Annotated in this window: 22 protein-coding genes; 10 read left to right on the top strand and 12 right to left on the bottom strand. The window is 41.7% G+C overall.

Annotated elements, in window-relative coordinates; genetic code table 11:
* Position 1 precedes the first annotated feature (1 nt).
* The 3 genes from cydB to AC6UDB_RS01855 are packed head-to-tail and all read right to left on the bottom strand — an operon-like array spanning position 2 to position 3,668.
* Complete coding sequence (gene cydB / locus AC6UDB_RS01865) at positions 2 to 1,027, bottom strand: cytochrome d ubiquinol oxidase subunit II (RefSeq protein WP_500693274.1); 1,026 nt, start codon at positions 1,025 to 1,027, stop codon at positions 2 to 4.
* Positions 1,024 to 2,463: a cytochrome ubiquinol oxidase subunit I gene (locus tag AC6UDB_RS01860; RefSeq protein WP_500693275.1), complete on the bottom strand. Its 1,440-nt coding sequence runs from the start codon at positions 2,461 to 2,463 to the stop codon at positions 1,024 to 1,026. Before AC6UDB_RS01860 ends, cydB begins: the two co-directional genes overlap by 4 nt.
* Before the next feature lie 26 nt (positions 2,464 to 2,489).
* The gene (locus tag AC6UDB_RS01855; protein WP_500709007.1) at positions 2,490 to 3,668 is read right to left on the bottom strand and encodes an NAD(P)/FAD-dependent oxidoreductase; all 1,179 of its coding nucleotides are present in this window, start codon (positions 3,666 to 3,668) and stop codon (positions 2,490 to 2,492) included.
* 261 nt (positions 3,669 to 3,929) lie between these two features.
* Here AC6UDB_RS01855 and hdcA point away from each other — a divergent pair, with 261 nt between their 5' ends.
* Positions 3,930 to 4,865, top strand: a complete 936-nt coding sequence (gene hdcA, locus AC6UDB_RS01850) for a histidine decarboxylase, pyruvoyl type (protein ID WP_500709006.1) — start codon at positions 3,930 to 3,932, stop codon at positions 4,863 to 4,865.
* A gap of 8 nt (positions 4,866 to 4,873) precedes the next feature.
* On the opposite strand, the gene AC6UDB_RS01845 is transcribed toward hdcA, so the two are convergent.
* Entirely contained in the window at positions 4,874 to 5,542 is a 669-nt protein-coding gene (locus AC6UDB_RS01845) for an MmcQ protein (protein ID WP_500709005.1), read from the bottom strand.
* Positions 5,543 to 5,600: 58 nt separating this feature from the next.
* On the opposite strand from AC6UDB_RS01845, the gene hdcB reads away from it, so the two are divergent.
* From hdcB to AC6UDB_RS01830, 3 genes are all read left to right on the top strand, one after another.
* Positions 5,601 to 6,122: a histidine decarboxylase maturation protein HdcB gene (gene hdcB / locus AC6UDB_RS01840; protein WP_500709004.1), complete on the top strand. Its 522-nt coding sequence runs from the start codon at positions 5,601 to 5,603 to the stop codon at positions 6,120 to 6,122.
* Positions 6,123 to 6,134: 12 nt separating this feature from the next.
* The gene (locus tag AC6UDB_RS01835; protein ID WP_500709003.1) at positions 6,135 to 6,680 is read left to right on the top strand and encodes a GNAT family N-acetyltransferase; all 546 of its coding nucleotides are present in this window, start codon (positions 6,135 to 6,137) and stop codon (positions 6,678 to 6,680) included.
* A 141-nt stretch (positions 6,681 to 6,821) separates the two neighbouring features.
* The gene (locus AC6UDB_RS01830) at positions 6,822 to 8,006 is read left to right on the top strand and encodes an aminotransferase-like domain-containing protein (RefSeq protein ID WP_500693281.1); all 1,185 of its coding nucleotides are present in this window, start codon (positions 6,822 to 6,824) and stop codon (positions 8,004 to 8,006) included.
* A gap of 43 nt (positions 8,007 to 8,049) precedes the next feature.
* Here the strand turns inward: AC6UDB_RS01830 and AC6UDB_RS01825 are convergent, their stop codons facing one another.
* Together AC6UDB_RS01825 and AC6UDB_RS01820 are read right to left on the bottom strand one after the other, a co-directional pair.
* Complete coding sequence (locus AC6UDB_RS01825) at positions 8,050 to 10,098, bottom strand: LTA synthase family protein (RefSeq protein WP_500709002.1); 2,049 nt, start codon at positions 10,096 to 10,098, stop codon at positions 8,050 to 8,052.
* A gap of 134 nt (positions 10,099 to 10,232) precedes the next feature.
* On the bottom strand, positions 10,233 to 11,180 hold the full coding sequence (locus tag AC6UDB_RS01820; RefSeq protein ID WP_500709001.1) for an NAD(P)H-dependent flavin oxidoreductase: 948 nt from the start codon (positions 11,178 to 11,180) through the stop codon (positions 10,233 to 10,235).
* 225 nt (positions 11,181 to 11,405) lie between these two features.
* On the opposite strand from AC6UDB_RS01820, the gene AC6UDB_RS01815 reads away from it, so the two are divergent.
* Complete coding sequence (locus AC6UDB_RS01815; protein ID WP_500709000.1) at positions 11,406 to 12,317, top strand: alpha/beta hydrolase; 912 nt, start codon at positions 11,406 to 11,408, stop codon at positions 12,315 to 12,317.
* An 878-nt stretch (positions 12,318 to 13,195) separates the two neighbouring features.
* On the opposite strand, the gene AC6UDB_RS01810 is transcribed toward AC6UDB_RS01815, so the two are convergent.
* The 5 genes from AC6UDB_RS01810 to AC6UDB_RS01790 form a co-directional block, all read right to left on the bottom strand.
* Positions 13,196 to 14,194, bottom strand: coding sequence for a LacI family DNA-binding transcriptional regulator (locus AC6UDB_RS01810; RefSeq protein ID WP_500693285.1), 999 nt, complete (start codon positions 14,192 to 14,194; stop codon positions 13,196 to 13,198).
* A gap of 1,127 nt (positions 14,195 to 15,321) precedes the next feature.
* Complete coding sequence (locus AC6UDB_RS01805; protein ID WP_500708999.1) at positions 15,322 to 16,950, bottom strand: acyltransferase family protein; 1,629 nt, start codon at positions 16,948 to 16,950, stop codon at positions 15,322 to 15,324.
* Between the two features lie 39 nt (positions 16,951 to 16,989).
* Positions 16,990 to 17,208, bottom strand: coding sequence for an acyltransferase family protein (locus AC6UDB_RS01800; RefSeq protein ID WP_500708998.1), 219 nt, complete (start codon positions 17,206 to 17,208; stop codon positions 16,990 to 16,992).
* A 103-nt stretch (positions 17,209 to 17,311) separates the two neighbouring features.
* Positions 17,312 to 18,058 carry a hypothetical protein gene (locus AC6UDB_RS01795; protein ID WP_500708997.1) on the bottom strand — a complete coding sequence of 249 codons (747 nt, stop codon included), beginning with the start codon at positions 18,056 to 18,058 and terminating at the stop codon, positions 17,312 to 17,314.
* Positions 18,059 to 18,214: 156 nt separating this feature from the next.
* On the bottom strand, positions 18,215 to 18,529 hold the full coding sequence (locus AC6UDB_RS01790) for a TetR/AcrR family transcriptional regulator C-terminal domain-containing protein (RefSeq protein ID WP_500708996.1): 315 nt from the start codon (positions 18,527 to 18,529) through the stop codon (positions 18,215 to 18,217).
* A gap of 652 nt (positions 18,530 to 19,181) precedes the next feature.
* On the opposite strand from AC6UDB_RS01790, the gene AC6UDB_RS01785 reads away from it, so the two are divergent.
* The 5 genes from AC6UDB_RS01785 to AC6UDB_RS01765 are packed head-to-tail and all read left to right on the top strand — an operon-like array spanning position 19,182 to position 22,791.
* The gene (locus tag AC6UDB_RS01785) at positions 19,182 to 20,447 is read left to right on the top strand and encodes a LysM peptidoglycan-binding domain-containing protein (RefSeq protein WP_500708995.1); all 1,266 of its coding nucleotides are present in this window, start codon (positions 19,182 to 19,184) and stop codon (positions 20,445 to 20,447) included.
* A 57-nt stretch (positions 20,448 to 20,504) separates the two neighbouring features.
* Positions 20,505 to 21,062, top strand: a complete 558-nt coding sequence (locus AC6UDB_RS01780) for a hypothetical protein (protein ID WP_500708994.1) — start codon at positions 20,505 to 20,507, stop codon at positions 21,060 to 21,062.
* Positions 21,052 to 21,408 (top strand): hypothetical protein, encoded by a 357-nt coding sequence (locus AC6UDB_RS01775; RefSeq protein WP_500708993.1) that lies wholly within the window; start codon positions 21,052 to 21,054, stop codon positions 21,406 to 21,408. Before AC6UDB_RS01780 ends, AC6UDB_RS01775 begins: the two co-directional genes overlap by 11 nt.
* A complete protein-coding gene (locus tag AC6UDB_RS01770) occupies positions 21,398 to 22,021 on the top strand; it encodes a hypothetical protein (RefSeq protein WP_500708992.1) in 624 nt (207 codons plus the stop codon). The genes AC6UDB_RS01775 and AC6UDB_RS01770 overlap by 11 nt, the downstream gene beginning before the upstream one ends.
* A gap of 11 nt (positions 22,022 to 22,032) precedes the next feature.
* Entirely contained in the window at positions 22,033 to 22,791 is a 759-nt protein-coding gene (locus AC6UDB_RS01765) for a hypothetical protein (RefSeq protein WP_500698894.1), read from the top strand.
* Positions 22,792 to 22,843: 52 nt separating this feature from the next.
* Here the strand turns inward: AC6UDB_RS01765 and guaA are convergent, their stop codons facing one another.
* The gene (gene guaA, locus AC6UDB_RS01760) at positions 22,844 to 24,403 is read right to left on the bottom strand and encodes a glutamine-hydrolyzing GMP synthase (protein ID WP_500708991.1); all 1,560 of its coding nucleotides are present in this window, start codon (positions 24,401 to 24,403) and stop codon (positions 22,844 to 22,846) included.
* Positions 24,404 to 24,409 lie beyond the last annotated feature (6 nt).

Below are 24,409 nucleotides of genomic sequence, written 5' to 3'. Positions count from 1 at the left end.
TTTAATATCCAGAATTGGCATCTTCCATATCTTTAAGCGAAATGCGATGCCATTGTGAGACGTAACTCCAGGTAAAGTAGATCGCGATGAGCGGTAGGAGGATACATGCCACGATGGTCATTACAACTAACGTATATGGTGATGAAGAAGCATTTGCGATTGAAATCGTGTGAACTGGATCATTGGCACCCAATACGTTAGGGAATAAACCAATAAAGATCAGGATTACTAGTAAGGCGAGGGTACTGGTACTTGCAAGATAAGCTTGTACTTCATGACCAGAGCCACTAGCAATTTGACCCCAAATAGTTGTAGCAACGATTAATGCTAATACTACTACAGTTGAGACCAAATGTGTCTCGAAAAAGTTGGTTTGGAAATATAAGGCAATCACAACTAGGATTTCCACTGGGTAAGCCAACCAGTACAGGTTGGATGCCATTGCTGAGGCGTGGTATCGAATTAAGCCCGCCGTGTGCAAGGAAATGTAGTGAAGGCCTTGGTAGAGACATAAGGCAGTTACCGTGATTCCACCAAGGATTGAAAGTGGGTTAACAACGTCGAAGAAGGTGACGTAGATGTTACCCTGACCGTCCATTGGCAAACTTTGAATCATGTCGGTAAAAAGCATTCCGAACAGGAAGGGGATGAAGACACTTCCGAAGAAGTTGGCCCACATCCATCGGTTTCGGCCCTTTTTGGTCTCTGCGTTTTCGGAGAATTCAAACGAGACTCCCCGAAAAATTAGAGCCACCAGGATAAAGAACAGCAGGAGATAGAATCCGGAGAACAACGAGGCGTACCACATTGGCATGGCCGCAAACATTGAACCACCAGCGGCAACCAAGAAGACTTCGTTTCCACTCCAGTGGGGTCCAATCGTTCGAAGTACCAAAGCTGCTTCGTCGTAATTACTAGCCAGCAGTCTTGTTGACATTCCGGCCCCAAAATCAGCTCCATCGAGAATTAAGAACAGTGCGAACAGTAATCCGATTAAGAAATACCATAAAAGTTGTAATAAACTCATTTCTCAAAAGCCTCCTTTGAAAATGGATCTTCGGTATCGTAGCTCTCGTGATCGCCGACACCTTCAGGCCCCTTGTAAAGTGATTTTCGTGCGTAAATAAACATGAAGACACCCAAAGTGGCAAATAAGAAGAAGTAAATAATAATGGTAAAGAGCACGGAAGCCGCCGTCGTACTTGGCGAAACCGCTTTGGCAATTGGCAGTAATCCGTAGACAACCCATGGGTCACGACCTCTTTCGGTAACCAGCCAACCACAGGTGTTAATAATGAACGGTCCAAATGTTCCAACCGTCAGCAGTAGCGTCAACCACCACTGCTTCCCAATCGTATTCTTCTTTTTCCTTGAGAACCACAGTCCACAGATGGCTAAGAAAGCTAGTGTCATTGCACCAAATACCATGATTCTAAATGAGTAGAACAAGGTGTTTACTGGTGGGTAGTAGTTCATATCTTTGCCAAACTGACTATTCCACTTCTTGTGTAATTTTGCATTAGTTTCATTCATACCAGTAACCGATCCACTTAGCTTGTGGTAGGTCAAGATGTCCATCATGTATGGAATCTCAATCTTGAAACTAGCACGGTGTTCGTTAGTATGAGCGAATTCAACGGCCGTCCAAGCAGCTGGACTTTTAACGTTTTCAAATTCACCTTCAGCAGCGGCGAATTTCATTGGTTGTTGATGGCTTAAGTAAAGCATCTGTTGGTCTCCACTAAGGAAGCTACCGCAGACAGCAATCAAACCAACGACTAAACCAATTCGCATTGATTTTCTGAAGAAGTCGGGCCACTTCTTTCTAAAGATCATCCAAGCCGATGCACCAGCGACGATGAAACCACCGGTAACACAAGCTCCGAAAATCACGTGGGGAAATTCGTACCAGAGTTGTTGGTTAGTAAGGATGGCACTAAAACTAGTCATTAAAGCGTGACCGGTTTTAGGGTCAATCCGGTAACCAACTGGATGTTGCATGAAACTGTTGGCTGATAGAATCCAAAGTGCTGAAATGGCTGAACCAAAGAAGACCAACCAAATCATCAGGGCGTGCCAAGCAGGTTTTAATTTGTCCCAGGTGAACATCCAAACTCCGATAAACGTTGATTCCAAGAAGAAGGCCAACAGAGCTTCAATGGCTAACGGCGCCCCGAAGATGTCACCCATAAATCTTGAGTAATCAGACCAGTTCATCCCGAACTGGAATTCTTGAATCAAACCAGTTACAACTCCGACCGCGAAACTAAGTAAGAAAATCTTACTCCAGAATCTTGTCATCGTCTTATAGACTGGTTTTTTGGTCACCGCATAGAAGGTTTCCATGATTGCAACGATCAATGCCAATCCAATTGACATTGGGACGAAGAAGAAATGGAAAATCGTGGTTTCAGCGAACTGAATCCGCGCTAGCGGCAAAACACTTAAACCTAAATTAAGCATTGTGAATAGTTCCTCCTTAAATCAATTTAACTTTCTAACATGGTCCGAATGTTTCCGAGTTCAAGTCCGTTCTTTTTGAAGATCATGTTCTTAAAGATTGGGACAATCCATCCCTTTAACTTAAAGGTCATGCCGAACATGTAAATTTCGGCAATTCCACTGTATGGGCCAAGTGAACAAACGGTTCCCATTGATTTGTAGTCGAACTTAATGGCGGGTTTACCATTTAGTTTGTTTAAGAAATCATTAACGGCAACGTCCGCTTCGTAGATGGAAATCTGACCAGTCGTTGGAAACATCCGACCGGACTTGTCATCTTTAACGGCTGAGACGTCGCCAATGATGTACTGGTTAGGAAAGTCGTCTAAGCTCATGTTCGTGTTAACGGCGACCCGGTTTCGTTTCTCGTTTGGATACTGTGAATCGGGAATAACGTCAGATCCCTTTACTCCAGCAGTCCAGAAGACTAAGTGAGATGGGATAAACTTGTTATCTTTACCATAGTAAGCACCATCTGCCGTAATCTTTGACACCGTGTCACCCATGATGAACTTAACGCCCTTCTTTTCAAGGAAGTGTTGCGCGTAGTCACCGAGTTTTTTGTTAAACATTGGCAAAAAGCCCGGAGCGATACAGGTAATTTTGAACTCTTCTTTTTTGAAACCATACTTTTTGGCCCATTTTGGCACCATGTGCACGAGATCCCCTAAAAGTTCGATGCCAGTAAAACCACCACCGACAACCACAAGGTTTAAGAGCTTAGCATCCTTAAACTCATCGTAGGCATCCAAGGTGGTTTGAATCTTCTTGTAGTCAGCGACTGAGTTATCAATGTCACTGATCTGAAGCCCAAACTCGTCTGCACCCGGGGTGCCAAACGTTTCGGGTTCAAATCCAAGCGCATTGAACAGGTAGTCGTAACTTAAATCTCCGTTGTTTTTCGTTTGGACCGTGTTATCTTTACCATTTACTTTAATAACTTCATCCTCTATGAAATGAATCTTAGGATTGATCATGTCGGTAATTCTAAACATGAGTCGTTCTGGTGCTTCATCTCCTGATGCGACCTTGTAGAGGCCGGTCGAGTCATAATGATAAGCATTTTTATTAACCAAGGTAATGTCTAGATTGGTCTTACTCTTAGCTAAAAGCTTGCAAGCCCTTAATCCAGCGAATCCACCGCCTAGTATTAAGACTTTTTTCATTATTAGGATCTCCTTTCAATACACACCTATTATTGTGTAAATCTTAACATTATTTTAACGCTAATGCTGACATTGTGTCACTCTTTTTATGAGGAAATTTTAATAAAATATTTATTGATTGATAAGAAAGGGAGATAAAATCGTTTTAGTACCGTCATTTGGGCATTAATAAGTGATGTTCCTTGCAAGTAATTTTGAGTTAGGCGATTATGAACGTAGTCTCAAAAGCAAAATAAATTTTCCGCTTATAGGAGGCAAAAAATGGCTAAAATTGACAAAATTTTAAATCAAGAGGGGGTTGATCGTATTGCGATTAGTCCCTATCAAAAATATTCGCGGGGTTACATGGAGCCAGGGAACCTCGGAACAGGCTATGTTACTGGCCTAAAAGTTGACGCTGGGACCCGCGAAAAGACGGACGATGGCGTCTTGGATGGAATCGTGTCTTACGACCGAGCCGAGTGTAAGAACGCCTACATTGGCCAGATTAACATGATGACGGCGTCCAGCTTTACGGGCGTTCAGGGCCACATTCTGGGATATGATCTCCTGAGAAATCCAGAAGTCGATCGGGCACAACCGTTGTTTAAGGTGACCCAGTGGGATGGTTCGAAACTACCAATTTACGATGGGAAACCACTGCAGGATTCGCTGGTAGAATTCTTTGGAACGGCTGACAATCGTCGGCACTATCCAGCTCCGGGGAGTTTCATTATTTGTGCTAACAAGGGCGTCACTGCCGAACGACCAATTGAAGACCGCCCGCTAAAACCGGGTGAAAGTTACGGCGTTTGGTCCGCCATTGCCATTTCAATTGCGAAGGATCCCGTTCATAATTCCTCCATGTTCATTGAGGATGCTGGAACCTGGAACACGCCCAACGAGGACGACCTCGGCGAATTCTTGGCCAGAAGAAGAGAAGCCATCGCGCGCTCGATTGCCCAGTGTGGTCAAGATGCGGGCACTTCGTTTGCCAGTTCGTGGATTGGCTTTGCCCACGTCATGATGAAACCGGGTGAGATTGGTAACGCGATTACCGTTGGACCCTACTTTTCGATTCCAGTTGATGCGGTTCCTGGCGGTTCGATTTTGACTCCAGACGTTGACATGAACATCATGGAGAACCTGAGTTTACCAAAATGGCTTGAAAAGATGAATTACCAGTCAATTGTCGCAGACCAAAATATTCAGTATTAATGTTGCGGTTATTTGAGAATCCGACTTAAAGATTGAGGAACGTGGCGCGGACTTCTGACGGCTTTGACACCGTGCTTTTTTAGGACGGCCACGTTAAATTCATTGGGATTAAATCTGCTAAGTAAATGAAGTAACATAACGTAGTGCATGGTGATGTTTTTATCGTGGTAGTAGTGCGGCTGATTCACCTCGATGGCTACACATTTATACGTGATGGCTGAAATTGGTGCCGTCACATAGATGTAAACTAGGTCACCAACGTGAATGTGAGTGGTTTGTTTCCACATGATGGTGCCGTTTTGGGCGAAGTCTTTTTCTAAGTCAAAGTATTTCGGATTGGCAGGGATGAGCCACTTCTTTCCCGTTTTAACTGGGGCGTAGTCAAAACATTGGTGTGCAATGTTTTTTAAGATGGCAGTGTATCTCTGCTTGATGGTGCTGGCGAAGCCGCCCTCTGGGTTGTCAACCCGAAAGTTAGTGTATTCGGCGTGATAATCATCGTCGATTACTTTGCCACTGACCTCGCCATTTTGCTTAACGGTAATGGTGACCGAAAAGTTGGTTTGTGGGAGGTGAGTGGTGTACGTTAGGACGTTGTTTTGTTTCCTAAAGCCAAAACGAATTAGTTTAGAAACGTCGGGTTTTAGATTAGTAAAGAGTTGTTCTTCGATTTTCATGACGATCTCCTTATGGTTAAAGGCGTGACAGAAAAGTATGGATAGAAGGGACACGCAAATGCGGATTGGTTTAAATCAGTTTCATGGATTAAAAGCGGTGATTGGCCCAGAGTTTGACCAATATTTAATGGACCATTTGGCAAGAAAACGGGTCAGAGGCTTACTGGTTAATCAGGAAGATTCCGAGACGACCGTTCTGGTCACCACCGGGAACGAATTGATGATTTTTAGAAACGTGGCTGGTACTTTCTCAGACAGTCGCTATTCTCAAGCCATGATTGAAAAGATGACGTTTGTAAGCGGCGTTCCAGATGGCGCCTTGAAGTTTCAGATTAATCAGTGCCAATTTGATTATCATCACATCAGATACGATCGTGTCTACGATTTTACGCAGTCCATTTTAAAACGAAAGCTGACGGCTGCCAAATACGACCATACGATTCGTGGTGAAAGTAATTACCTCACAAACGTTGACCACGGAAAAGAAGTGGACTGCTTGCGAGTCGCCAGGCAGACCGGCCAACTGAGTCAGAATGAATACGACGATTTAAACGGCTCAATTTCAAAGGCCGGAAAGTAGGGAAGTGATGAAATGAGGACGGAACGTGTTGACAGTGAGATTGAGTTACGCCTTCCTGACCAGCCAGAAGACGCAAAATTGGTCTATCAGTTAGTAAAAGACTCACGTACAACCCTTTCAAAGTGGTTGCCATGGGCGGATGCGATGCAATCAGTTGCACATGAGCAGCAATTTTTACACCAAACTTTAACCCATTATCGGTTAGGAAAGTCAGTTAACTTATTAATTATTTATCAGGATCAAATTGCTGGGATGATCAGTTTTAATTCGTTTGATCATGACCAAAAAAGCACGGAGATTGGTTACTGGCTGGGCAATCAATTTACCGAGAAGGGGATCGTTTACCGGGCGCTTAACTTCATGATTGGCTTAGGTTTTCGTGATTATCAGTTGAATCAGATCCATGTTAAAGTGGCCGTTGATAATAAGCGGAGTAATGCTGTTGCAAAACGTGCTGGATTTCGGCTGGAACGGGTCATTACCAATGGAATTCTCATTAACGGCGTAGGCCATGACGAAAATGATTGGGTGAAAAATCCCAACGAATCTAAGGTTTGAGACACCGCACGCATTAGGTCATTTAGATACGTGATAGCGACGCATTTAAGCTGAATGTACTATACTAATAGTGTAATGCTTTAATTACAGTGAACTTTTAAATAATAACTACCAAATGTTTAGTACGGTGAGGCGATTAAAATGGAATTTAGATACGCAAGCGGTGTGCCAGCTCATGTTAGTACGGTAACTTCAGATCTTTTTAAGGCGGCTTCCGATCCCAAGGTGATTTCATTAGGTGGTGGAATGCCAGCTCCGGAGTTATTCCCGGTTTCAGAGATCCAAAAGGCCGCAAACCAGGTTTTTGAACAGTATGGGCAAACGGTTCTGCAGTACTCGCAGTCGCTTGGTTACGAAAAACTAAGACAGCAGATTGTGGCCATTATGAAAGAACGTCACGTTGACACAACGGTTGCTAACGTTGGGATCGTGACGGGTTCGGAACAGGCCATTGACATTGTTTCCAGGATGTTGATTAATCCTGGTGACGTGGTTTTGACCGAGGATCCAACCTACCTCTCAGCCATCGACGTTTTTAAGTCCTATGGTGCCAAAATCGTTGGCATTCCCATGGACGAGGACGGGATGGAGACAGATGCCTTAGAACGGTTAATCAAAAAATACCCGCAGGCCAAGTTTATCTACACGATTCCCAATTTCCAGAATCCAACCGGACGGACCATGACGGAAGAGCGGCGGAAGAAGTTAGTTCAGATTGGTAAAGAGGCTGGGATTCCAATCCTAGAAGACGACCCATACGGTGCCATTCGTTACGCAGGAAAGTACTTACCACCACTCAAACACTTTGACCACGACGGTGGGGTAATCTATCTGAGCTCTTTTTCCAAGATTTTAGCACCAGGACTCCGGTTGGGGTGGATCGATGCACCATTAAACTTTATGGACAAGTTCATCTTGTTTAAACAAAATGCCGATTTACATACGGATAACTTAACCCAGTACATCGTGTCCCAGTACTTAGATGACGTGGATATTAACGACCACATCAAGAAGATTACCGATACCTACGAGCATCGGGCTAATCTGATGATGGACCGCATTGATAAGTACTTCCCAAAGAACGTGCGCCACAGTCATCCTGAAGGTGGGATGTTCATCTGGGTTGAAGTTCCCGGAGTGAACACGGAGGAACTGTATCAGACTTGTTTAAAAAACAACGTGGTGTTTGTTCCTGGGTCCTCCTTTTACGCGGGTAAGGTAAAACCAGGGACCTTCCGTTTAAACTTTTCCAACATGAATGACGATGAGATCGATGAAGGAATTAAACGGATGGCAACGGCCATTTCACAGGTATTAAATAAATAAAAGACTAAAATAGCACCTAACTCATGTGAGTTAAGTGCTATTGTTATTTGTCTAGGGAAGCTAGACTTGTTGACTTTTGGCCCAACTGCTTCTCAAGTTGTTTTTCCCGGTTCAATTCATGATTATAGTGGTAATCTTTTGGATTAACTGGCTTAAAGCCCTTGGGATGATAGAAACGCAACAGGTTATCCTTGTTTAACTTGTCCGACAGTTCCAGTTCGTGGTTGACCTGGTGCTGATTCTGATTGATTTGGTTTTGCTGCTTCTGATCTGGATGAAGCTGACGTTTGGTCTGATTATCATAAACCGTGCCGTTCGTGGAGGTGTACTTGGGTGAGACCCAGTCACGGTTTCTAAACGCCACCACCTGGTCGTGTTGCTTGGAGAAGAGGTCGGTTCCAAACTGAACGTATGGTTTGGAATTAATTCCGAGAAGATGGAGAACCGTTGGTAACACGTCGATCTCACCGCCGTACGTGTGGTGGATTTTCCCACCGGTGGTTCCTGGCATGTTGATCATAAACGGAACTTTTTGGATTTGGCTGTGGTCAAAAGTGTTCCAATCGTTTGGTTTGACGCCTAAAAGCGGTGCCAGACTACGTTCATCCTGGTCCATTAAGCCATAGTGGTCACCGTAGATGATGATCATTGAGTTTTTGTCGAGACCCGTCTGATGCAGGTAGTCATAAAATTCTTTGACGGACTGGTCGAGGTAGTGGGCGGTGACAAAGTAGTTATTGACCTCCGGATTGTCAGTGTTGGTGGTCTTAAAGTGCATCTGCTTTTGGTCTTTTTGGTCCAGAACGTATGGCAAATGATTAGTGACCGTCAAGTACTTGACGTAAAAGGGCTGTTGAAGGTTCTCTAAGTACTTGTTGGAATCTTGAAACAGATACTTGTCCTTTAAGCCCATGCCTTCGGTCCGATCGCCCTTCATGTTGTAATCTTTGGAACTGAAGAAGTACTGGAAGCCGAGCCGTTTGTAAGTGTTGTTACGGTTGTAGAAATTAGCGTCGTTACCGTGGAAAACGGCGGACGTGTAGTTTTGCTGTTGCTTCAAAATGGCGGGAGCCGCCTGAAAGGTATTGTCGTTTCCATATTGAGAGAACAAGGAGCCCTCCGGCAAACCGTATGTGCTGGTTTCAAGCATGTTTTCGGCATCGGCCGTTCGTCCCTGTCCCACTTGGTGGTAGAAGTTATCAAACGAGTCAGTTGACTGACTATGGTAGATTTTATTCAGGAAAGGCGTCACTTCCTTGCCATTGACCTTTTTGTCGATCAAGAATTGCTGGAAACTTTCAAGGTGAATGACGATCACGTTTTTTCCGCGCGCTTTCCCGTACATTTCTGGATTAGGGGCAGCGTAGTGTTTTCTCGTAAAGCCTAAAATGTCATTTAAATCGGACTTCTTGGCGGTCGAGCGCGCAATGTTGGTCTGAATGGACTTGGTCCAGTCGTAGACGGTGTAGTTGTCAATTCCGATGTATTTCACGATGTCATTCTGCTTGCTTTGCGTACTTGACTGAGCGAACAGGTTGGGATTATCGATGTGAGTAAGAAAAAGGTTGAGAAACAAAAAGAGAACGCCAACCAGGGTGGTTAGTAAGCTAAACTTAAGCTTCAAAGGCTTTTTGTCGATTTTAATAACACGAAATACCAGTAACAGGATAATCACGATTAAATCAATCCAGTATAAGGCGTCCCATTTGTTGATAAGGGCGGTCGCACTGGTAATTAATCCACCGTTTAAGTTGGAATGACCGGTCGTCATCGTGTCCGCAGTCATAAAGCCCAGAAATCCCCGGAAGTAGACGATGTTTATGTACAGTAAAACGGTGTTTAAGAAGTCAATGAAGATGATAAAGGGATAAAAGAGCTTCGCGGGCTTGAAATACAACGCCAGACTTAGCGTGATGATAATCGCAGCCATCGGATTTATCAGTAAAATGATGTGCTGCATGCGACTCGCTGGGATGAGGTAAAAGACGTGGTAGTAAGCGTAGACGGTCTTGAACCAGAACAGAGCCACTAGTAACAAGAAGAACCCGATGCGGGTATTAAAGATGTTGAGAATTTTCTTAATGATTTTCAAATTGAACGTTCCTTTGTAAGAATTTATGTAATTTATCACATAGGAAACATCTTATCACATTAAGAATTAGCAAAGCAGAATAAAAAAGCTTCAAATGGCTGATAGACACGCCACTTGAAGCTTTTTATTAAGATTTATTTTTGAAAATCCTGCATCATTTCATCCACTACTGCTTGAACACTCTTGACGTCGTGAATGTTGTTGATACCAACGTCAATTGAAATGACACCGTCATCAAGTTTGCCGTCAAGCATGGCAGGACGAACGCCACCGGCCTTGCGGGTTTGTTCGTAGGTGTCTTTGACGCCATTTTGAAACTCCTTGGCCCACTTATCAGCTAGTGGATTCTTGATTGAACGTTGGTTAGAAGAGACTAGTACTACGTCATCAACCGTCGAGTCGATGATTTTTTGTTTGGCAGCGTCTGAAGTCCGGTTTTCGTCAGTCACAATGAACCGAGTTCCAACGTAGACTCCCTGAGCACCCAGTGCAAAGGCAGCGCGCACGCCACGAACGTCCGTGATACCACCAGCGCCAACGACAGGAATGGAGACGGCATCCACAATGCGTGGAATGGTGGTAAACGTCCCAAGGCCGGTCGTTGGAATGATCCCACCTTCATCGTAACCAGTGGCAATCAAGATGTCGACGCCTAATTCTTCGGCTCTTTGAGCGCCCTTAACGGACGGATTAAGTTCGCGAAAGATTAAGGTACTCCCTGAATCCTTGATTTCTTTAAAAAGTTTTGAATTGATGACACCAGAAATGATGAAGATGTTAACCCCAGCGTCAAAAGCAGCTCTAAAGGTCTTATCTGGGTAATCAAACTCATCTTCACTTCCGACAATCATGTTGACGGCAAAGGGATTGTCGGTGAGCTGTTTGGCTTCTTTAATCTGTTTTTTCAGCGTTTCCGTGGCATCCTGATCGGGACTGGTCTTACCGGCATTGGGTCCGAACGTTCCCAGACCACCAGCATTTGAGACCGCGGCGACAAACTTAGCGTCAGTTAGCCAGTTGAGTGACGCCTGAATGATTGGATACTTAATTCCAAGCATTTTAGTTATTGGACTTGTTTTCAATTTAATTACTCCCTACTTATTATTAGTTAGTTATATCTTACATTTTAGTTGAAAGTTAGCTTGAAGCAAACTAAAACGATTTGTGATTAATATAATGACATTCAAATTAATCTGTAACTCGTCTGAAGCTGGCTAGTTACCGGTACCACGCGACGCTTAAAAATTAATCATGATTTGAATCGCTCTGCCCGTATAATGGCAAGTGTTGCAAAAAGGAGCGAAATTATGAAAAAAGGAAAGCTGAAGCGTTGGCACAAAGTTACGATTGCCATCGTAATTACCGTGATTATTTTAATCTTTGTGGGAACCTACTTCCTGTTTAACTTCGCGTTTAAGCGGGGTGGATACAGCACGCAGGTCGGCGAAAAGGTTAACACCACTTGGATTAAAGAACAAAAGCCCCAGATTTGGGACCAAACGAACAAGGGTGGCCTAAAACTCACGGCCTACTACTTACCAGCTAAGCAAGCGACGAATAAGACCGTGATCGTAATCCACGGTTACGGAAGTACTGGGCACAAGATGAATAACTACATTAGAATGTTTCATGACGATGGTTATAATGTTCTCGCACCCGATGACGAATCATTTGGGCGCAGTCAGGGGGAATATGCTGGTTATGGATGGAAAGATCGGTCTGACATTGTGACCTGGATGAACATGATTAACCAGAAAATACCGAATGGAAGACTTGGCATGTTTGGTGTCAGTATGGGAGCGGCTGCCGTTCTCTTTACCTTGCCAAAGGTCCCGCACAACGTTGACTTTGCGATTACCGACTGTGGTTATAACAGTATTTATGACGAGTTGAAATATGAACTGGGAACGTTGTTTCACCTGCCGACCTTCCCAATTCTGCCCATTGCCCGCATCTACGGTGATATTTTTGCTAAGTACGACTTCTACGATGCCGACACGAAGCAGACCCTGGCACACAACAGGATTCCGCTATTTATCATTCATGGCAATGCCGACAAGTTTGTTCCCGTAAAGGACGCCTATATCAATTATAAAAACGACCACGGTCCTAAGAAATTGTGGATTGTGAACCACGCGACACACGCCGATTCTTTGAACAAAGAGGGACAGGTCTACGTTAATAAGACCAGGGCGTTCGCTGAAGAGTATTTTAAATAAACAAAAAAACTAGCAAATTATATTTATAAATAATTTGCTAGTTTTGATTCAGAAGCTAAGGGCATAACACTAGTGACTAATAATTTAATGTTTTTTTCCATGATTCTCTTTCGCTCTATTTAAGAACCTATTTAGTTTTATTCCTAAGCGGATACACAAGTATAGTACTAAGATAACTAGTAAAATTAGAAGTACTGTTAACAACAAAGTACCAATCATAAAGAATAAATCAAACCAATTTATCATTTAATTTCCTCCCTTAAATAGAATAATCTAAGTATTACCAAAAATCCAAAAGAAAAAACCCTGGCTTCGCTGAAGAAGTCAGAGCAATTAGGAAGATTCGGCTAGTTAAGTTGACAGTACATTAGTTTGTGGATGCCTGACGCTTGTGAGTTATCGAGGTTTAAAAAGTATCTATATTAGTTAGGGAGTCCGATAAAAATGTTTCTTAACTAGTCGATGAGAGGAGTATATCACCAAAATAATAAAAAGAGACTAATTATGATTTTGAAATAATCATTAAACAAGAGTTAGGATAGCGGAAGTGATTGGCGCGGATGAGCTTGGCGCTGGTCTAAAGTTTTTTTGAGCCAAAATTAGGCTTAAGATAAGTTTCGTAAACGATTAACTAAACGTGATGGGTGGCGTTTTGGCAGTAAATCTTTCATTATTACTTTGAGTGGGTTTTAAACGACATCTGGTAAGGCATTTGGCCGTGTTATTCTTTAGTCGCTCCAAAAAAGATACTTTCACAATGCTTCCTACTTCTGGAGCACACATAGCTTCAAACTCCAAAAAATGCTGCTTCTCAGAAGTGGCACTTTTTATTTATTAGACAAAAACCGGCTAAGCATGGACTTAGTCGGTTACAGATATTATTCAAATTTGGCGTGGACCATGTAGCGTTTTTTACTTGGGTCCACTTTTTTGTTTAAGATGTCGTACATGAGTTGCGCGGCGTATTTTCCCATGGTGTATGCGTCTGTCCTGATACACTTCGTTTTTGGCTGAATTAGGTTAACGATGTTGGAACTCACAAATCCAGTGATGTTTGGAATCTTGTCGCGGTCAATAATGTTGTTACGCAACAACCGGGGCAAAAAGCTTAACAGCCACTTTTCCGTTAGACAGAAAATCAAACTGTTGGGTTGCTTTTTTAATTGGCGAACGATTTCATGATAGGCACGATGAAGTGACGTTTTGGAATAACCGGGCTTGACAATTGTAATATCAGGTTCGGGGTAGACGTATTTAATCCCGGCAACGCGCTCTCTGACGACCTTCATCTCGCTTTCGGCGTTAGTAACTAAGATTAACTTGGAAAGCCCCAGGTTGTTTTTAAAGTAGGCGGCGGCTTTCTGAGAAATCGCAAAGTTGTTGATGACGATATTATAAAAAAAGCCATCGTTAATGGATTTATCGGTCAAAATAACGGGGAAACGCGGTTTTAAAAGTTCGGCAATGTCCTTGATGTGGCTGTTGACGGGATGAATGATGGCGCCCCTGATGAGGCTAGTATCTAAGGCTAGAAAGAGGTCGCGTTCGTTTTTGTACTTACTGGCGGAATTAATCAGTAAGGGGATGTACTTGTAAATGGACAGTTGGTCCTGGATTCCCTCAAACATTCTGATTGAAAAGGGATCCTCGATGTCTGATACTCCCACCGCAATGATGCTCCCACTGTCATTTTGGCGGCTTAAGCCACGTGCCATTGAGTTAGGAACGTACCCGAGGTGTTTGATTGATCGTTTAATGCGATTCGCCGTGTTCTTGGACATTGAGTTCAAATGGTTGTTTAAGAACCGTGACACGGTGGCCGTTGAAACTTTGGCGTGTTTGGCAACTTCTCTAATGGTGACTCGTTTTTTGTTCATTTCTCATTTCCTCAAATTTTATTTCATAACTGCTAACTGCATGGAATTATCATATCTAATAAAATTATAAAAAGCAAAACGATCTCAATTAAGATTGAAATTAAGGTTATTGTTGTTATAAAATTGAGAAAACGGTTAACCGAGCATGCCTGTATGAGGATTAATGAGAAACATGTTTATTTTAAAAAATAAACATGAAATCAATTGAAGGGCTGGTATGACAGGCAACGGGGCCATTATTTTTAACCGTTCTTAAAGATTAGTGGGATTGTTTACAGTTTGAATAACATGTATCGCTTGTAGAAGGGGTCAAGAAGTTTGAGTGACTTTAGCTGTAATTGATCAACTTAATTTAAACAATTTGCGCAAACGCTTAACCACTTAATTAATCAGATTTTTACGCCATAAAAGGCCGTTATTTATGAAATAACTTGTGGAATTAAAGATTGAGAAGGTGGTTTCATCTCTATAATTAAAGATAAATCAAGTTTCGTTTGCGGTAATTTTGAATGTGAGAAAAGTATTTCATATTAATCAAAAATAACTAATAACAACAACTTAGATTGTCGTATGTATACATGTCAGGCCACAAGTATTGAGGGATATAAACATAAATAAATATTAAACACATAATGATAAAAAGATCCTGGCGGTTTCTTTAATATCAAATGAGTTAATTTTCGGGTGGGCCATTTCGGAATTAATACTTGTGGAAGATGTATATCAATCACCGACAATTGGGCATTTATGGCCTGATTGTTTTAATAGTAGGATTGCTGTCACTGATTAGTTTGGTAGCGATTGTTGGAGTTTTTTCGGTTTGCGCGGGGTGGTGGGAAATGCATTGCTTAAGCAGGTTTCACGGCCAATAACACTCCCAGTAACAGGTGGAATCTGCGAGACATTTGAGCGAATTGACAGGTTAGTCAATGGTGCTGGTATGCAAAAGAAGAAACGAAAGTAGTCAGAAGCAAATTAAGTCACGATTACGTAGTTCTACTGAATAGTGGTATCTAACGAAATAAGTCGAAAACTAATAAGTCACATTATATGTAAGACACTCTAACGTTAGGTATCCAAAAAGGACTCCCAAGTCGAAAGATTTGGGAGTTCCTTTTTAGTTATATTTATTTTATGGCGTTCTTTAAAACATTTTGAGCTACAAAAGTTGCGTATTTTGGGGCTCCTTGATTATTTGGATGGGCTTGATCGGAGTATAACCAGTTCGGATGCTTGTTGATATAGTCATTCCAATCAATGATGTACAAGTTTTTATACTTCTTTTGTGAGTCTTTCAGCATGGCATTCACGGAATTTTGCCAAGTTTCAGTTGGAATGTGGACGTTAATCCAGAAAACGTGACGCTTAGGACCAGCAATCTCCATAATTTGTTTCATCGTTTCCGGTGAAATGTTACCGTTTGTCCCCAGTCCAATGACAACGTTTTTGCCTAGTAGTCCTTGATTGGCTAAACTTTTAATATCAGGGACGGCAGCGGCTGGTTGGCGTGAAACTTGGGCATCAATGTAGAAACGCGGGAAAATCTTCTGTAAATCGTCATGACCAGCTAACATAACTGAGTCACCCACTGCAGTTCCGGACAGATTTTGAGCTTCTTTTACCTGTGCGGCAGTTAAGCCATTTTTTTCTAATTGGCTTTGGTCTTTGGTAGATCGTTTAACCTTTTTACCACTCTTGATTTCTTTAGCGAGATTTTTGTTATTTTCTTTTTCGGTTTTGGCGTTCTTTTGAATTTTATTGGCAAGCTGAGTGTGATTAGCCTGTTTAGGATTAATGGTAGTGGATTGAAGAATACCAATTCCACCGATTATTGCAAGTACACTGAGAATGATTTCACGTATTTTAGTGTGACTCATGAATTCAATTAGTTTACTAAAAAGGATTTTGTAGTCATATTTGCCAAATGGAACTTCAACAAAGCGATACGATATCTCGGAAATACCAATAATCAGTAGAATTTCAATAACGGCATATAACAACTGATGATTGGCAACATTTTTGAATTTATCCTCGAAAAGGATAAAGACAGGCAGCTGATAGACATAAATTTCATAACTTCTGGAACCAATCCAATCAAAAACGGGATTGGTCATCAACCAGTTCCAATGACTAATGTTTGAGAGAATGGCCCACATAATCAGAACGGTAAATAGTGAGAACAGTACCATTCCACCATGATACAAAAATGTGGATTGAGCTCCAACCGTAAATATCAACCATACCATTCCAATGATACCGATTAGTCCAACGACGTCAAAGAAGGTCCTTTGGCCTTGAGCGGAATTTCTAACGATTCGATTACTGGGCCACACAATTGCTAAGGCAGCTCCCAATAAGATTGAGAAAATCCGGGTATCGGTCCCGTAGTAAACTCGGCTTGGATCAGTGCCAGGCTTAAATAAGATTGCCATCAGGATTGCTGATAAAACGGATAAGCCAATGGCAACAAAGAAAATGCTCTTCTTGTTTAAAAGACCATGTTTGTTTCTGTTAAAGACGTGTAACAATAAAACGACAATTAGGGGCCAGATTAGGTAGAATTGACCTTCAATTGCTAAAGTCCACAAATGAGTAAAGGGCGACTCAGACCCAGCAAAATTTTGAAAGTATGATTGACCGTTAGCAATTTCATACCAGTTATAGACGTACGTTAAATTGGTAACGACACTTTGCCACAAATTGGCCAGTAAATTTCGTTGAAATAATGTGATATAAGTTGCTGTAGCAAATAACATCACGATTAAGGTTGAGTATAAACGTTTTAATCTTTTGTACTAGAAGTGACCATACCGAAAATGTCCAGTTGATTCATATTCGTTAATTAAATGGTCGGTAATTAGATATCCTGAAAGGGTCAAAAATACCGGAACTCCTAAGTAGCCACCACTAAAGATATTTTGATTGAGATGGTAGAGAATAACACAAATAACTGCTAGTGCTCTAAGTCCGGTGAAGCCAGTGATAAAACGATTTTTTGCCATATTTGTTTCCATTATTAAAATTCCCTACTAATTCAATGCTTACTAATTCCGACTTAAAAAGACTGTCAAACAACATTATTTGACAGTCTTTTCACCTACAATTGATTAAGTTAACTTAGTGTCTAAAATGATGTGCTTTTCTTACGCGATACCAGACAAAAGCTCCAATTCCGACAATTAGAATGACAATAATACCACCGATCATCCATCCAGTGTGATCTTTTTTGGCTGATTTGTGGTTCCGCTTGTCTCTTTTAGCCTTTTGATTCTTGTCATTATGATGCTTGTTCTTCTGCTTTTGTTGGTCTTTTTTGGTTTTATTTTGTTGCTTAGCTTTATTTGCTTGCTTAGGTTCGTTACCGTTAGCGGCTTGTCCCTGGTTATTATTTGCTTGAGAATTACCGTTTTTATTTATCGCTGCGTTTCCGCCACTTGAACCGTTATTCTGTCCGTTTGTGGTCGTGCCGTTTGAAGGGGATGTTGCGTTTCCACCCTGATAATTCCCACTTTGCTGTGGCTTATTGAGTGGTTGGTACGCAATGGTGACCGTCATTGACTGACCAGCAGCTGGATAGGTGTTACCACCGTTATCAGCTCGGTTACTTCCGGCAACGTATCCGGGAATATTTGGAACGTCGTTTGATAGGTCAAGCATACTGTTAGGAGCACCATAGATAACTTTACTGGCACGAATTGGTTGACCAGTTAAAGCATTGACGTACTGGACGACAACTTGACCTTGCGCAGTACCTGCCGCGACATTTGAGTCAGCGTAAACCATGTTTGGATGGGTTACAAACAGTCCACCGGCAAACATGGTAGTACCGACTAGAAGTGAAAGAGCGATTTTCTTGATATTCATAATAACCATCCTCGTTATGTATTTTGATATAAAATCCAAGTATAAGTATACATCAAAATAGGGGGGTAACTAGTACAATCATCAAAAGAACCATTTCCAATGTTAGTGGAAATGGTTCTTTTGATATTTCATGTTAGATTTCACTTCTAACTCTTTTTAAATCATTAACTTCATCGGAGTGTTCACAAAGAAAAGGAAGGTCACTTTAAAATGCTCTGGGTCTTCCGGGATAGGTTGAGTCATCCAGATTTCAATGATTGAGAGATACATATTGACGCAAAATTCACATGAAAGATTGGTAGAAATATTTTTGTTGTTTGATGATGATTTGTTAAAAATATTTTTCATTGCCCATTCCTTGTAACGCTTTTTTAAAAATTCAGTCCAATGACCACGTAGATTGGGATTATAGAGAATTTTTAAAATCTCTCTTTTATCGTATAAGGCAGGTAGTAAATAATCGGCAATCAACTCAAATGGAGAACGCTCGGTATTGCTGGGGGGGGGTAGCCATGGCCTTTAGGCCACTGATAATAGGATTATCTACTTCACGTTCGATATAAACCAAGATGTCGTCGATACTATTGAAATTATTATAGAAAGTTCCTCTAGACAAGTCTGCCTTTTGGATTACATCGGTGATTCTGATTTCATAAAGTGGCTTTGTGACAGATAACTCTAGAAATGCTTGTGCAATTAAGTGTTTCGTGTTTAAAGCAATCACGGTACCGACTCCTCAAATATTAAGATTTAGTTAAGAATATTATTGTTAAATAATATACATTATGTCTAAATGATAATCACTTTTATGACGAATGTTCAACCCTAAAAGCCGATTATGACAATACTTAGACACCTTGTTCAAAAATTGGGAGTTTGTAAATAATAAAACAAATTGTTAATTTTTAATAAAGCCACTCGTGCCTTTTTGTAATTTTTTCTAAAACGGAGTGGGAAATACAAAAGGGGGATGTTTTATGTTGATTAACGATTCTAATTTTAAGGTGAAGGTAGATGATGAAAAGTTAATGGGATAGCGTAGTTCCCTGTTGTATTTGAATAAGCGCGTTAATTCAAGAGTTACTTTGCTGTTTAGAAACTGGTTTTGAAAGGAAGATTAACGATGGAATTTAATAAAAAGAACGTTCTTAAAGGACTATTACTTAGTTCATTAGCACTAGGAGTATTTGTAACAGCTAACACCGCTTCAACGAATGCCTCAACCACGACGACTGACAACCAAGTTAGTTCATCAAAAATTAGTAACAAAAAGGTTATTACCATTCAATGGGGTGATACGGTATCTGGTTACGCTCAAGAGTACAACAGTACCGTTAAAGACATTGCCGATGCCAACCATTTACAAAATGCTAACCTGATTTACGCTGGTTCAAAGATTGTGATTCCAGTGAACTCCCGTAAACCTGGCGAAAGCATTTATGCCGGTTGGAACAACCTCCAAAATGGTGCTGGAAACGTCCAAGCTCAACCAGTTGTCGGAGCTAGTCAGAAAGCCGGAGTTAAGGGCCAAAATTCAGCAGCAACTGCTCAAACTCCTGCTGCAAATACTAAAAAGACCACTGGTAACGTAACAGCAGCTAGTGAAAAAGTGGCTGGTAAGACGGGCTCTAACACCCAAGTTTCAACTCAATCACAAAAGAATAACGGAACAAGTCAAAGTACTTCGACCACTCCAACTTACAACGGTGGTTCAGTAACACCATCACAAAATGGCGGAAGTACCAGCAATGGCAATCAAACTACTCCCTCAAATAACAGTGGGCAGGTAGCACCGTCAAAGGGCGGAAACACTACTCCAGTTCCATCAACTAATAATGGTGGTTCAACTACCCCGTCACAAAACGGAGGTTCTACAAGTAATGGTGGTTCGACCAGCAATGGTGGAAGCACAACTCCATCCAATCCATCTAATAACGCTGGAAACACTAACAACGGCGGCCAAGTGACTCCACCTGCTAACAACAACGGTAGTGGAAGTAACGGCAATGGTGGTTCAACTACGCCTACTAATCCGTCTAACAACGGTGGCTCAACAAATAATGGAAGCAATACACCAAAACCAGCTTTCACTCCTGATGAAGCGGGTGTCAGAGCGGCCTTACAAGCTAAGGTAGCTTCATTTGGCAAGCCACAAGTTGATCCAAATCCAAATGCTGGCCATTTATCTATTAACGGTAGTGTCGATGGAGATGTATCCATGATTACATCCGATCAACAGTTAGCTGATTTGTTGTGGGATAACAGTAACGCATCATTGATCCAAAATTCCTTGAGTTTTATCACGGCATTAAACTTACAAAATGTTTCCGTTAATGTTGTAAATGGTAAAGTCCACGCATCATTCACATTGGCAGTTTCTGAATCATAATTTCAATAATTAATTTTTAACAAAAAAATACTACAATTTTGGGAGTTTAAAAATATTATGGAAAATCACAATCATTTTTGCCCGTATTGTGGCAAACCCATTGAGGGTGACCCTGATTTTTGTCCGCACTGTGGACGTAAACTGACGGGTTCGACCAATTCCAATAATCAGGGAAATCAAACTAAGGGAGAACATACCTTTCAGAATGCTTCTCAGTCAGTTAATCATGCCTTTGAAAATGTTTCTAAAAAAATGAGTCAAAAAACGGGGCACGAGATTAAAGCTAGTTATGTTAGTATTGCTGCCATCGTTGCTGTGGTTGTCGTGATATTTGGTGTTGGATTTGGAATCTACCACGATCAACGAACTCATCTTAGTGGAACTTATACGCATAATACCAATCTCTTAATTACGAACGTGAAAAGTAGAGTTACCTTTAAAGGCAACGGTTTTACTGAAGATGACGGCAAAAAGGGAACTTATAAGATTGATGGTAATAATATTGAGTTGACCGAAAAGAATAATGGTAAAAACAGTACGGTTGAAGGGAAATTATCCGATAATCGGAAGTCGTTAGATGTGATGGGGATGAAATATACCAAAGATGAAAAATGATAAAAAACAAGCTAATCATCACAGTTGGTTGACTTGGACTGTGATGTCGATTTTAGTTCTGCTGTTACTTGGGATTGGAGTTTATACCAACTATCGAAACCATATTGGTGGCACGTATTCCGCTGATGATAAAAGTGTACCAGCCAAAATGAAGCCGAGTTTTACGTTTAAAGGGAATTACTTTACCCAAATGGGCGGTAAAAAAGGTTCCTATGAAATTAAGGATAACCAAATTAAGCTGACCGAAGAAAATGGGAAACACAAAGCTAAAACGGCTGGACAAATCACGCATGATAGAAAGTCATTTAAGTTGATGGGAGTGGAGTATACCAAAGATGAAAACTAAAAAAATTATGTTAATGGGCATTGCCGCCCTGAGCGTTCTAACCCTTGCTGGATGTGGCGCTTCTAAAAATGACAGTCCTAAAAAGGAATCGTCGAGTGCTTCTAGTGTGGTTAAACATAAGCAAGAGAGTGCTCCTAAAAAGGTAACGACCAGTAAGTCTGATACTAAGACCGCAGCTCCTAAAGTGGCGGCAATGAACCTTAGTCAGATACAGTCCGGTGATTACAGTAGCATTGCCGGCCAGTGGAAAGAAGTCGGTCACATTGAAAATAATGTGGGTGGCTCTGGTACTCAAGGTCCAACTGTTCAACCTGGTGGAACGGACAACTTGAGTGTTACTAAAGATGAAATTTCAAACAGTGACATCAAGATGAACGCTAATTCGTTAACCGACAATAGTGGGTCACATTCATTAACTTATAAGGAAAATAACGGTTCGTTAGTTGCTTCACTTCAAGACGAAGATACTCCAATTAATTGGTCGGTCAGTTTCTTTCCAAAGGGAACCACAACTTCTTACACGTCTAACGGCAAACCAAATGACACTGATATGATTGTGGTTTGGACTAGTAATAACAATCACACGGTGGTTTATGGACGGAGTGGCAACTAAGGAAGAGAGAAATGAACAATAAAATAAAAATACCCGGCAAATATAAATTATTTGAATTCACCGGACTTCCAGATTTTGCGCATTCTGAAAAGGGCGAGGAAATTACTAGGAATTATGTTCAAACTGAATCACAAGACGGCACTTACTTGGTGCTTTTAAACTTCGGTAAATGGATAATGATTGTTTTAGGTTTCTTCTTTTTGGTGGCAGATGGTTTGGGAATTCTGTTCTGGATTCTAGCCTTTTTGATGCGTAAAAAAGGGCTTTTTCCTAACATGGTTAGAAAAAACTTAGCCAATGCTAGAAAGACTTATTTGGATTATTACTATCAATATATGGATAAATTGATTAATAATTTAGTGGATCAATTAGGATTGAATGACAGTTTTTGGCGTAGCTTTAAAACTGATAATCAGGCCATTATTTATTACGATAAGGGATTTATGTATTTTGAATTGGATAAAGACCTGCTAGTAATCTATAACAAAGATAACATCAAAGAAGTCAGCCGTGAACGGGTTCATACTGGTTCGCAGACCACTTCTAACTCTGGCACGGTTGGTGGAGCAATCCCACTACAAATTAAAAATATTAACTTTGCGGTCGGAGGTGCTAGTACGACCACCAATGGAACGACGAGTGATGTCTATGAATGGCACTTTGATATTTTGACTAATTTTGCATTTTATCCGAAAGTTTCATTTGTATTGCCAGATTCTCAAGCAATTGAAGACTTCATTGGCAAGGCGTATGCGGTGTTGAGACCGTAATCAGTAAAAAAGATCCTCACTTTTAGTGAGGATCTTTTTTGTATATTTATTTTTATTGATACTCAATGGTTGCCGGTGGCTTCCCGGTAATATCGTAGAGTACGCGGTTAATCCCGGGCACTTCGTCGACGATTCGTGATGAGACTTTACTCAAGACGTCCCACGGAATTTCCGCAAATTCAGCGGTCATCCCATCAACGGAATTGACGGCTCGGATATTGATGGCTTCATCATAGGTTCGTTCATCACCCATGACACCAACGGTGCGAATCCCAGGTAAAGCAGTGAAGTATTGCCAAACCTTCTTGTCCAGACCGGCCTTTTTGAACTCGTCACGCAGAATGGCGTCAGAATCACGCACCTTCTTTAATCGTTCAGGAGTTACGTCACCGATAATTCGGATGGCAAGACCAGGACCAGGGAAGGGTTGCCGCCAAACCATCTCGTCTGGCATTCCCAGTTTTTCACCGATTTCTCGGACTTCATCCTTAAAGAGTTTATTTAGGGGTTCAATCAACTTGAACTTGAGGTCTTTAGGTAGTCCACCAACGTTATGGTGGGACTTAATCGTTTGCGCAGTATCCGTTCCGGATTCAATCACATCGGTGTACAAGGTTCCCTGGGCCAAGAAATCAACGTCCTTGAACTTCCGGGCTTCCTTTGAAAAGGTGTCGACAAACTCTTTGCCGATGATTTTACGTTTCTTTTCAGGATCGGTGACGCCCTTTAGTTTGGATAAGAATTCGTCACTCGCATCGACAAAGTCAATGTTTAAGCCAAATTCATCGCCTAAAGTGTGTAAGACCTGTTGAGCTTCATTCTTGCGCAACAGACCGTGGTCAACGAAGACGGAGATGAGTTGGTCCCCAATTGCCCGGTGTAAGAGAACGGCGACCACACTGGAATCTACTCCACCAGAGAGACCCAGTAAGACGCGTTTGTCGCCAACTTCTTCCTTAATGTTTGTAATGGCATCTTCAATGAAGTCGTCCATTGACCAGTTGTCCCTAGCGTGGGCAATGTCAAAGACGAAGTTGTGCAGCATTTGGTTCCCCTGTTTGGTGAGGTTAACTTCGGGATGGAATTGGACGGCATAGATGTCTTTATCAGGATCTTCCATGGCAGAAATGGCACACTGTTCGCTAGTGGCGGTTACTTTGAAACCGTCTGGCACTTTGGTCACAAAGTCCCCGTGACTCATTAAAACGGTTTGATCGGGGTCAAGTCCCTTAAACGTGCCAGAATCATTACTTGTGACTTTGATTTCAGCGGGACCGTACTGACTGTCGTCAGCGGTGGTGGTTTGACCACCCTTTAAATCGTGGGCCAATAGTTGCATGCCGTAACAGATTCCCAGAATCGGAATGCCCATGTTTAAAATCTCGGGGTCGACGTCTAAAGCGTCTTTGCCGTTGACACTGTTGGGACCGCCAGAAAAGATGATGCCCTTAGGTGCGATCGCTTTTATTTCTTTGGCAGTGATGGTGTGTGGTTTTAGTTCTGAATAAACGCCCATGTCACGAATGCGACGGGTGATTAATTGGTTGTATTGACTCCCAAAGTCGAGAACTAAAATCTCATCATAATCACGTTTTTTTGTACCAGTTGCCATCAAATT

The organism is Fructilactobacillus sp. X3R2C1 (genome assembly GCF_059901235.1).
The sequence above is the reverse complement of the archived record's forward strand: the minus strand, read 5'-3'. Positions and strand labels throughout refer to the sequence as shown.

What these genes read in the sequence shown, in the direction of transcription:
- cydB (WP_500693274.1), bottom strand. Translation starts at nt 1,027, where the DNA reads ATGAGTTTATTACAACTTTTATGGTATTTCTTAATCGGATTACTGTTC.
- AC6UDB_RS01860 (WP_500693275.1), bottom strand. Translation starts at nt 2,463, where the DNA reads ATGCTTAATTTAGGTTTAAGTGTTTTGCCGCTAGCGCGGATTCAGTTC.
- AC6UDB_RS01855 (WP_500709007.1), bottom strand. Translation starts at nt 3,668, where the DNA reads ATGAAAAAAGTCTTAATACTAGGCGGTGGATTCGCTGGATTAAGGGCT.
- hdcA (WP_500709006.1), top strand. Translation starts at nt 3,930, where the DNA reads ATGGCTAAAATTGACAAAATTTTAAATCAAGAGGGGGTTGATCGTATT.
- AC6UDB_RS01845 (WP_500709005.1), bottom strand. Translation starts at nt 5,542, where the DNA reads ATGAAAATCGAAGAACAACTCTTTACTAATCTAAAACCCGACGTTTCT.
- hdcB (WP_500709004.1), top strand. Translation starts at nt 5,601, where the DNA reads ATGCGGATTGGTTTAAATCAGTTTCATGGATTAAAAGCGGTGATTGGC.
- AC6UDB_RS01835 (WP_500709003.1), top strand. Translation starts at nt 6,135, where the DNA reads ATGAGGACGGAACGTGTTGACAGTGAGATTGAGTTACGCCTTCCTGAC.
- AC6UDB_RS01830 (WP_500693281.1), top strand. Translation starts at nt 6,822, where the DNA reads ATGGAATTTAGATACGCAAGCGGTGTGCCAGCTCATGTTAGTACGGTA.
- AC6UDB_RS01815 (WP_500709000.1), top strand. Translation starts at nt 11,406, where the DNA reads ATGAAAAAAGGAAAGCTGAAGCGTTGGCACAAAGTTACGATTGCCATC.
- AC6UDB_RS01810 (WP_500693285.1), bottom strand. Translation starts at nt 14,194, where the DNA reads ATGAACAAAAAACGAGTCACCATTAGAGAAGTTGCCAAACACGCCAAA.
- AC6UDB_RS01805 (WP_500708999.1), bottom strand. Translation starts at nt 16,950, where the DNA reads ATGTTATTTGCTACAGCAACTTATATCACATTATTTCAACGAAATTTA.
- AC6UDB_RS01800 (WP_500708998.1), bottom strand. Translation starts at nt 17,208, where the DNA reads ATGGAAACAAATATGGCAAAAAATCGTTTTATCACTGGCTTCACCGGA.
- AC6UDB_RS01795 (WP_500708997.1), bottom strand. Translation starts at nt 18,058, where the DNA reads ATGAATATCAAGAAAATCGCTCTTTCACTTCTAGTCGGTACTACCATG.
- AC6UDB_RS01785 (WP_500708995.1), top strand. Translation starts at nt 19,182, where the DNA reads ATGGAATTTAATAAAAAGAACGTTCTTAAAGGACTATTACTTAGTTCA.
- AC6UDB_RS01780 (WP_500708994.1), top strand. Translation starts at nt 20,505, where the DNA reads ATGGAAAATCACAATCATTTTTGCCCGTATTGTGGCAAACCCATTGAG.
- AC6UDB_RS01775 (WP_500708993.1), top strand. Translation starts at nt 21,052, where the DNA reads ATGAAAAATGATAAAAAACAAGCTAATCATCACAGTTGGTTGACTTGG.
- AC6UDB_RS01770 (WP_500708992.1), top strand. Translation starts at nt 21,398, where the DNA reads ATGAAAACTAAAAAAATTATGTTAATGGGCATTGCCGCCCTGAGCGTT.
- AC6UDB_RS01765 (WP_500698894.1), top strand. Translation starts at nt 22,033, where the DNA reads ATGAACAATAAAATAAAAATACCCGGCAAATATAAATTATTTGAATTC.
- guaA (WP_500708991.1), bottom strand. Translation starts at nt 24,403, where the DNA reads ATGGCAACTGGTACAAAAAAACGTGATTATGATGAGATTTTAGTTCTC.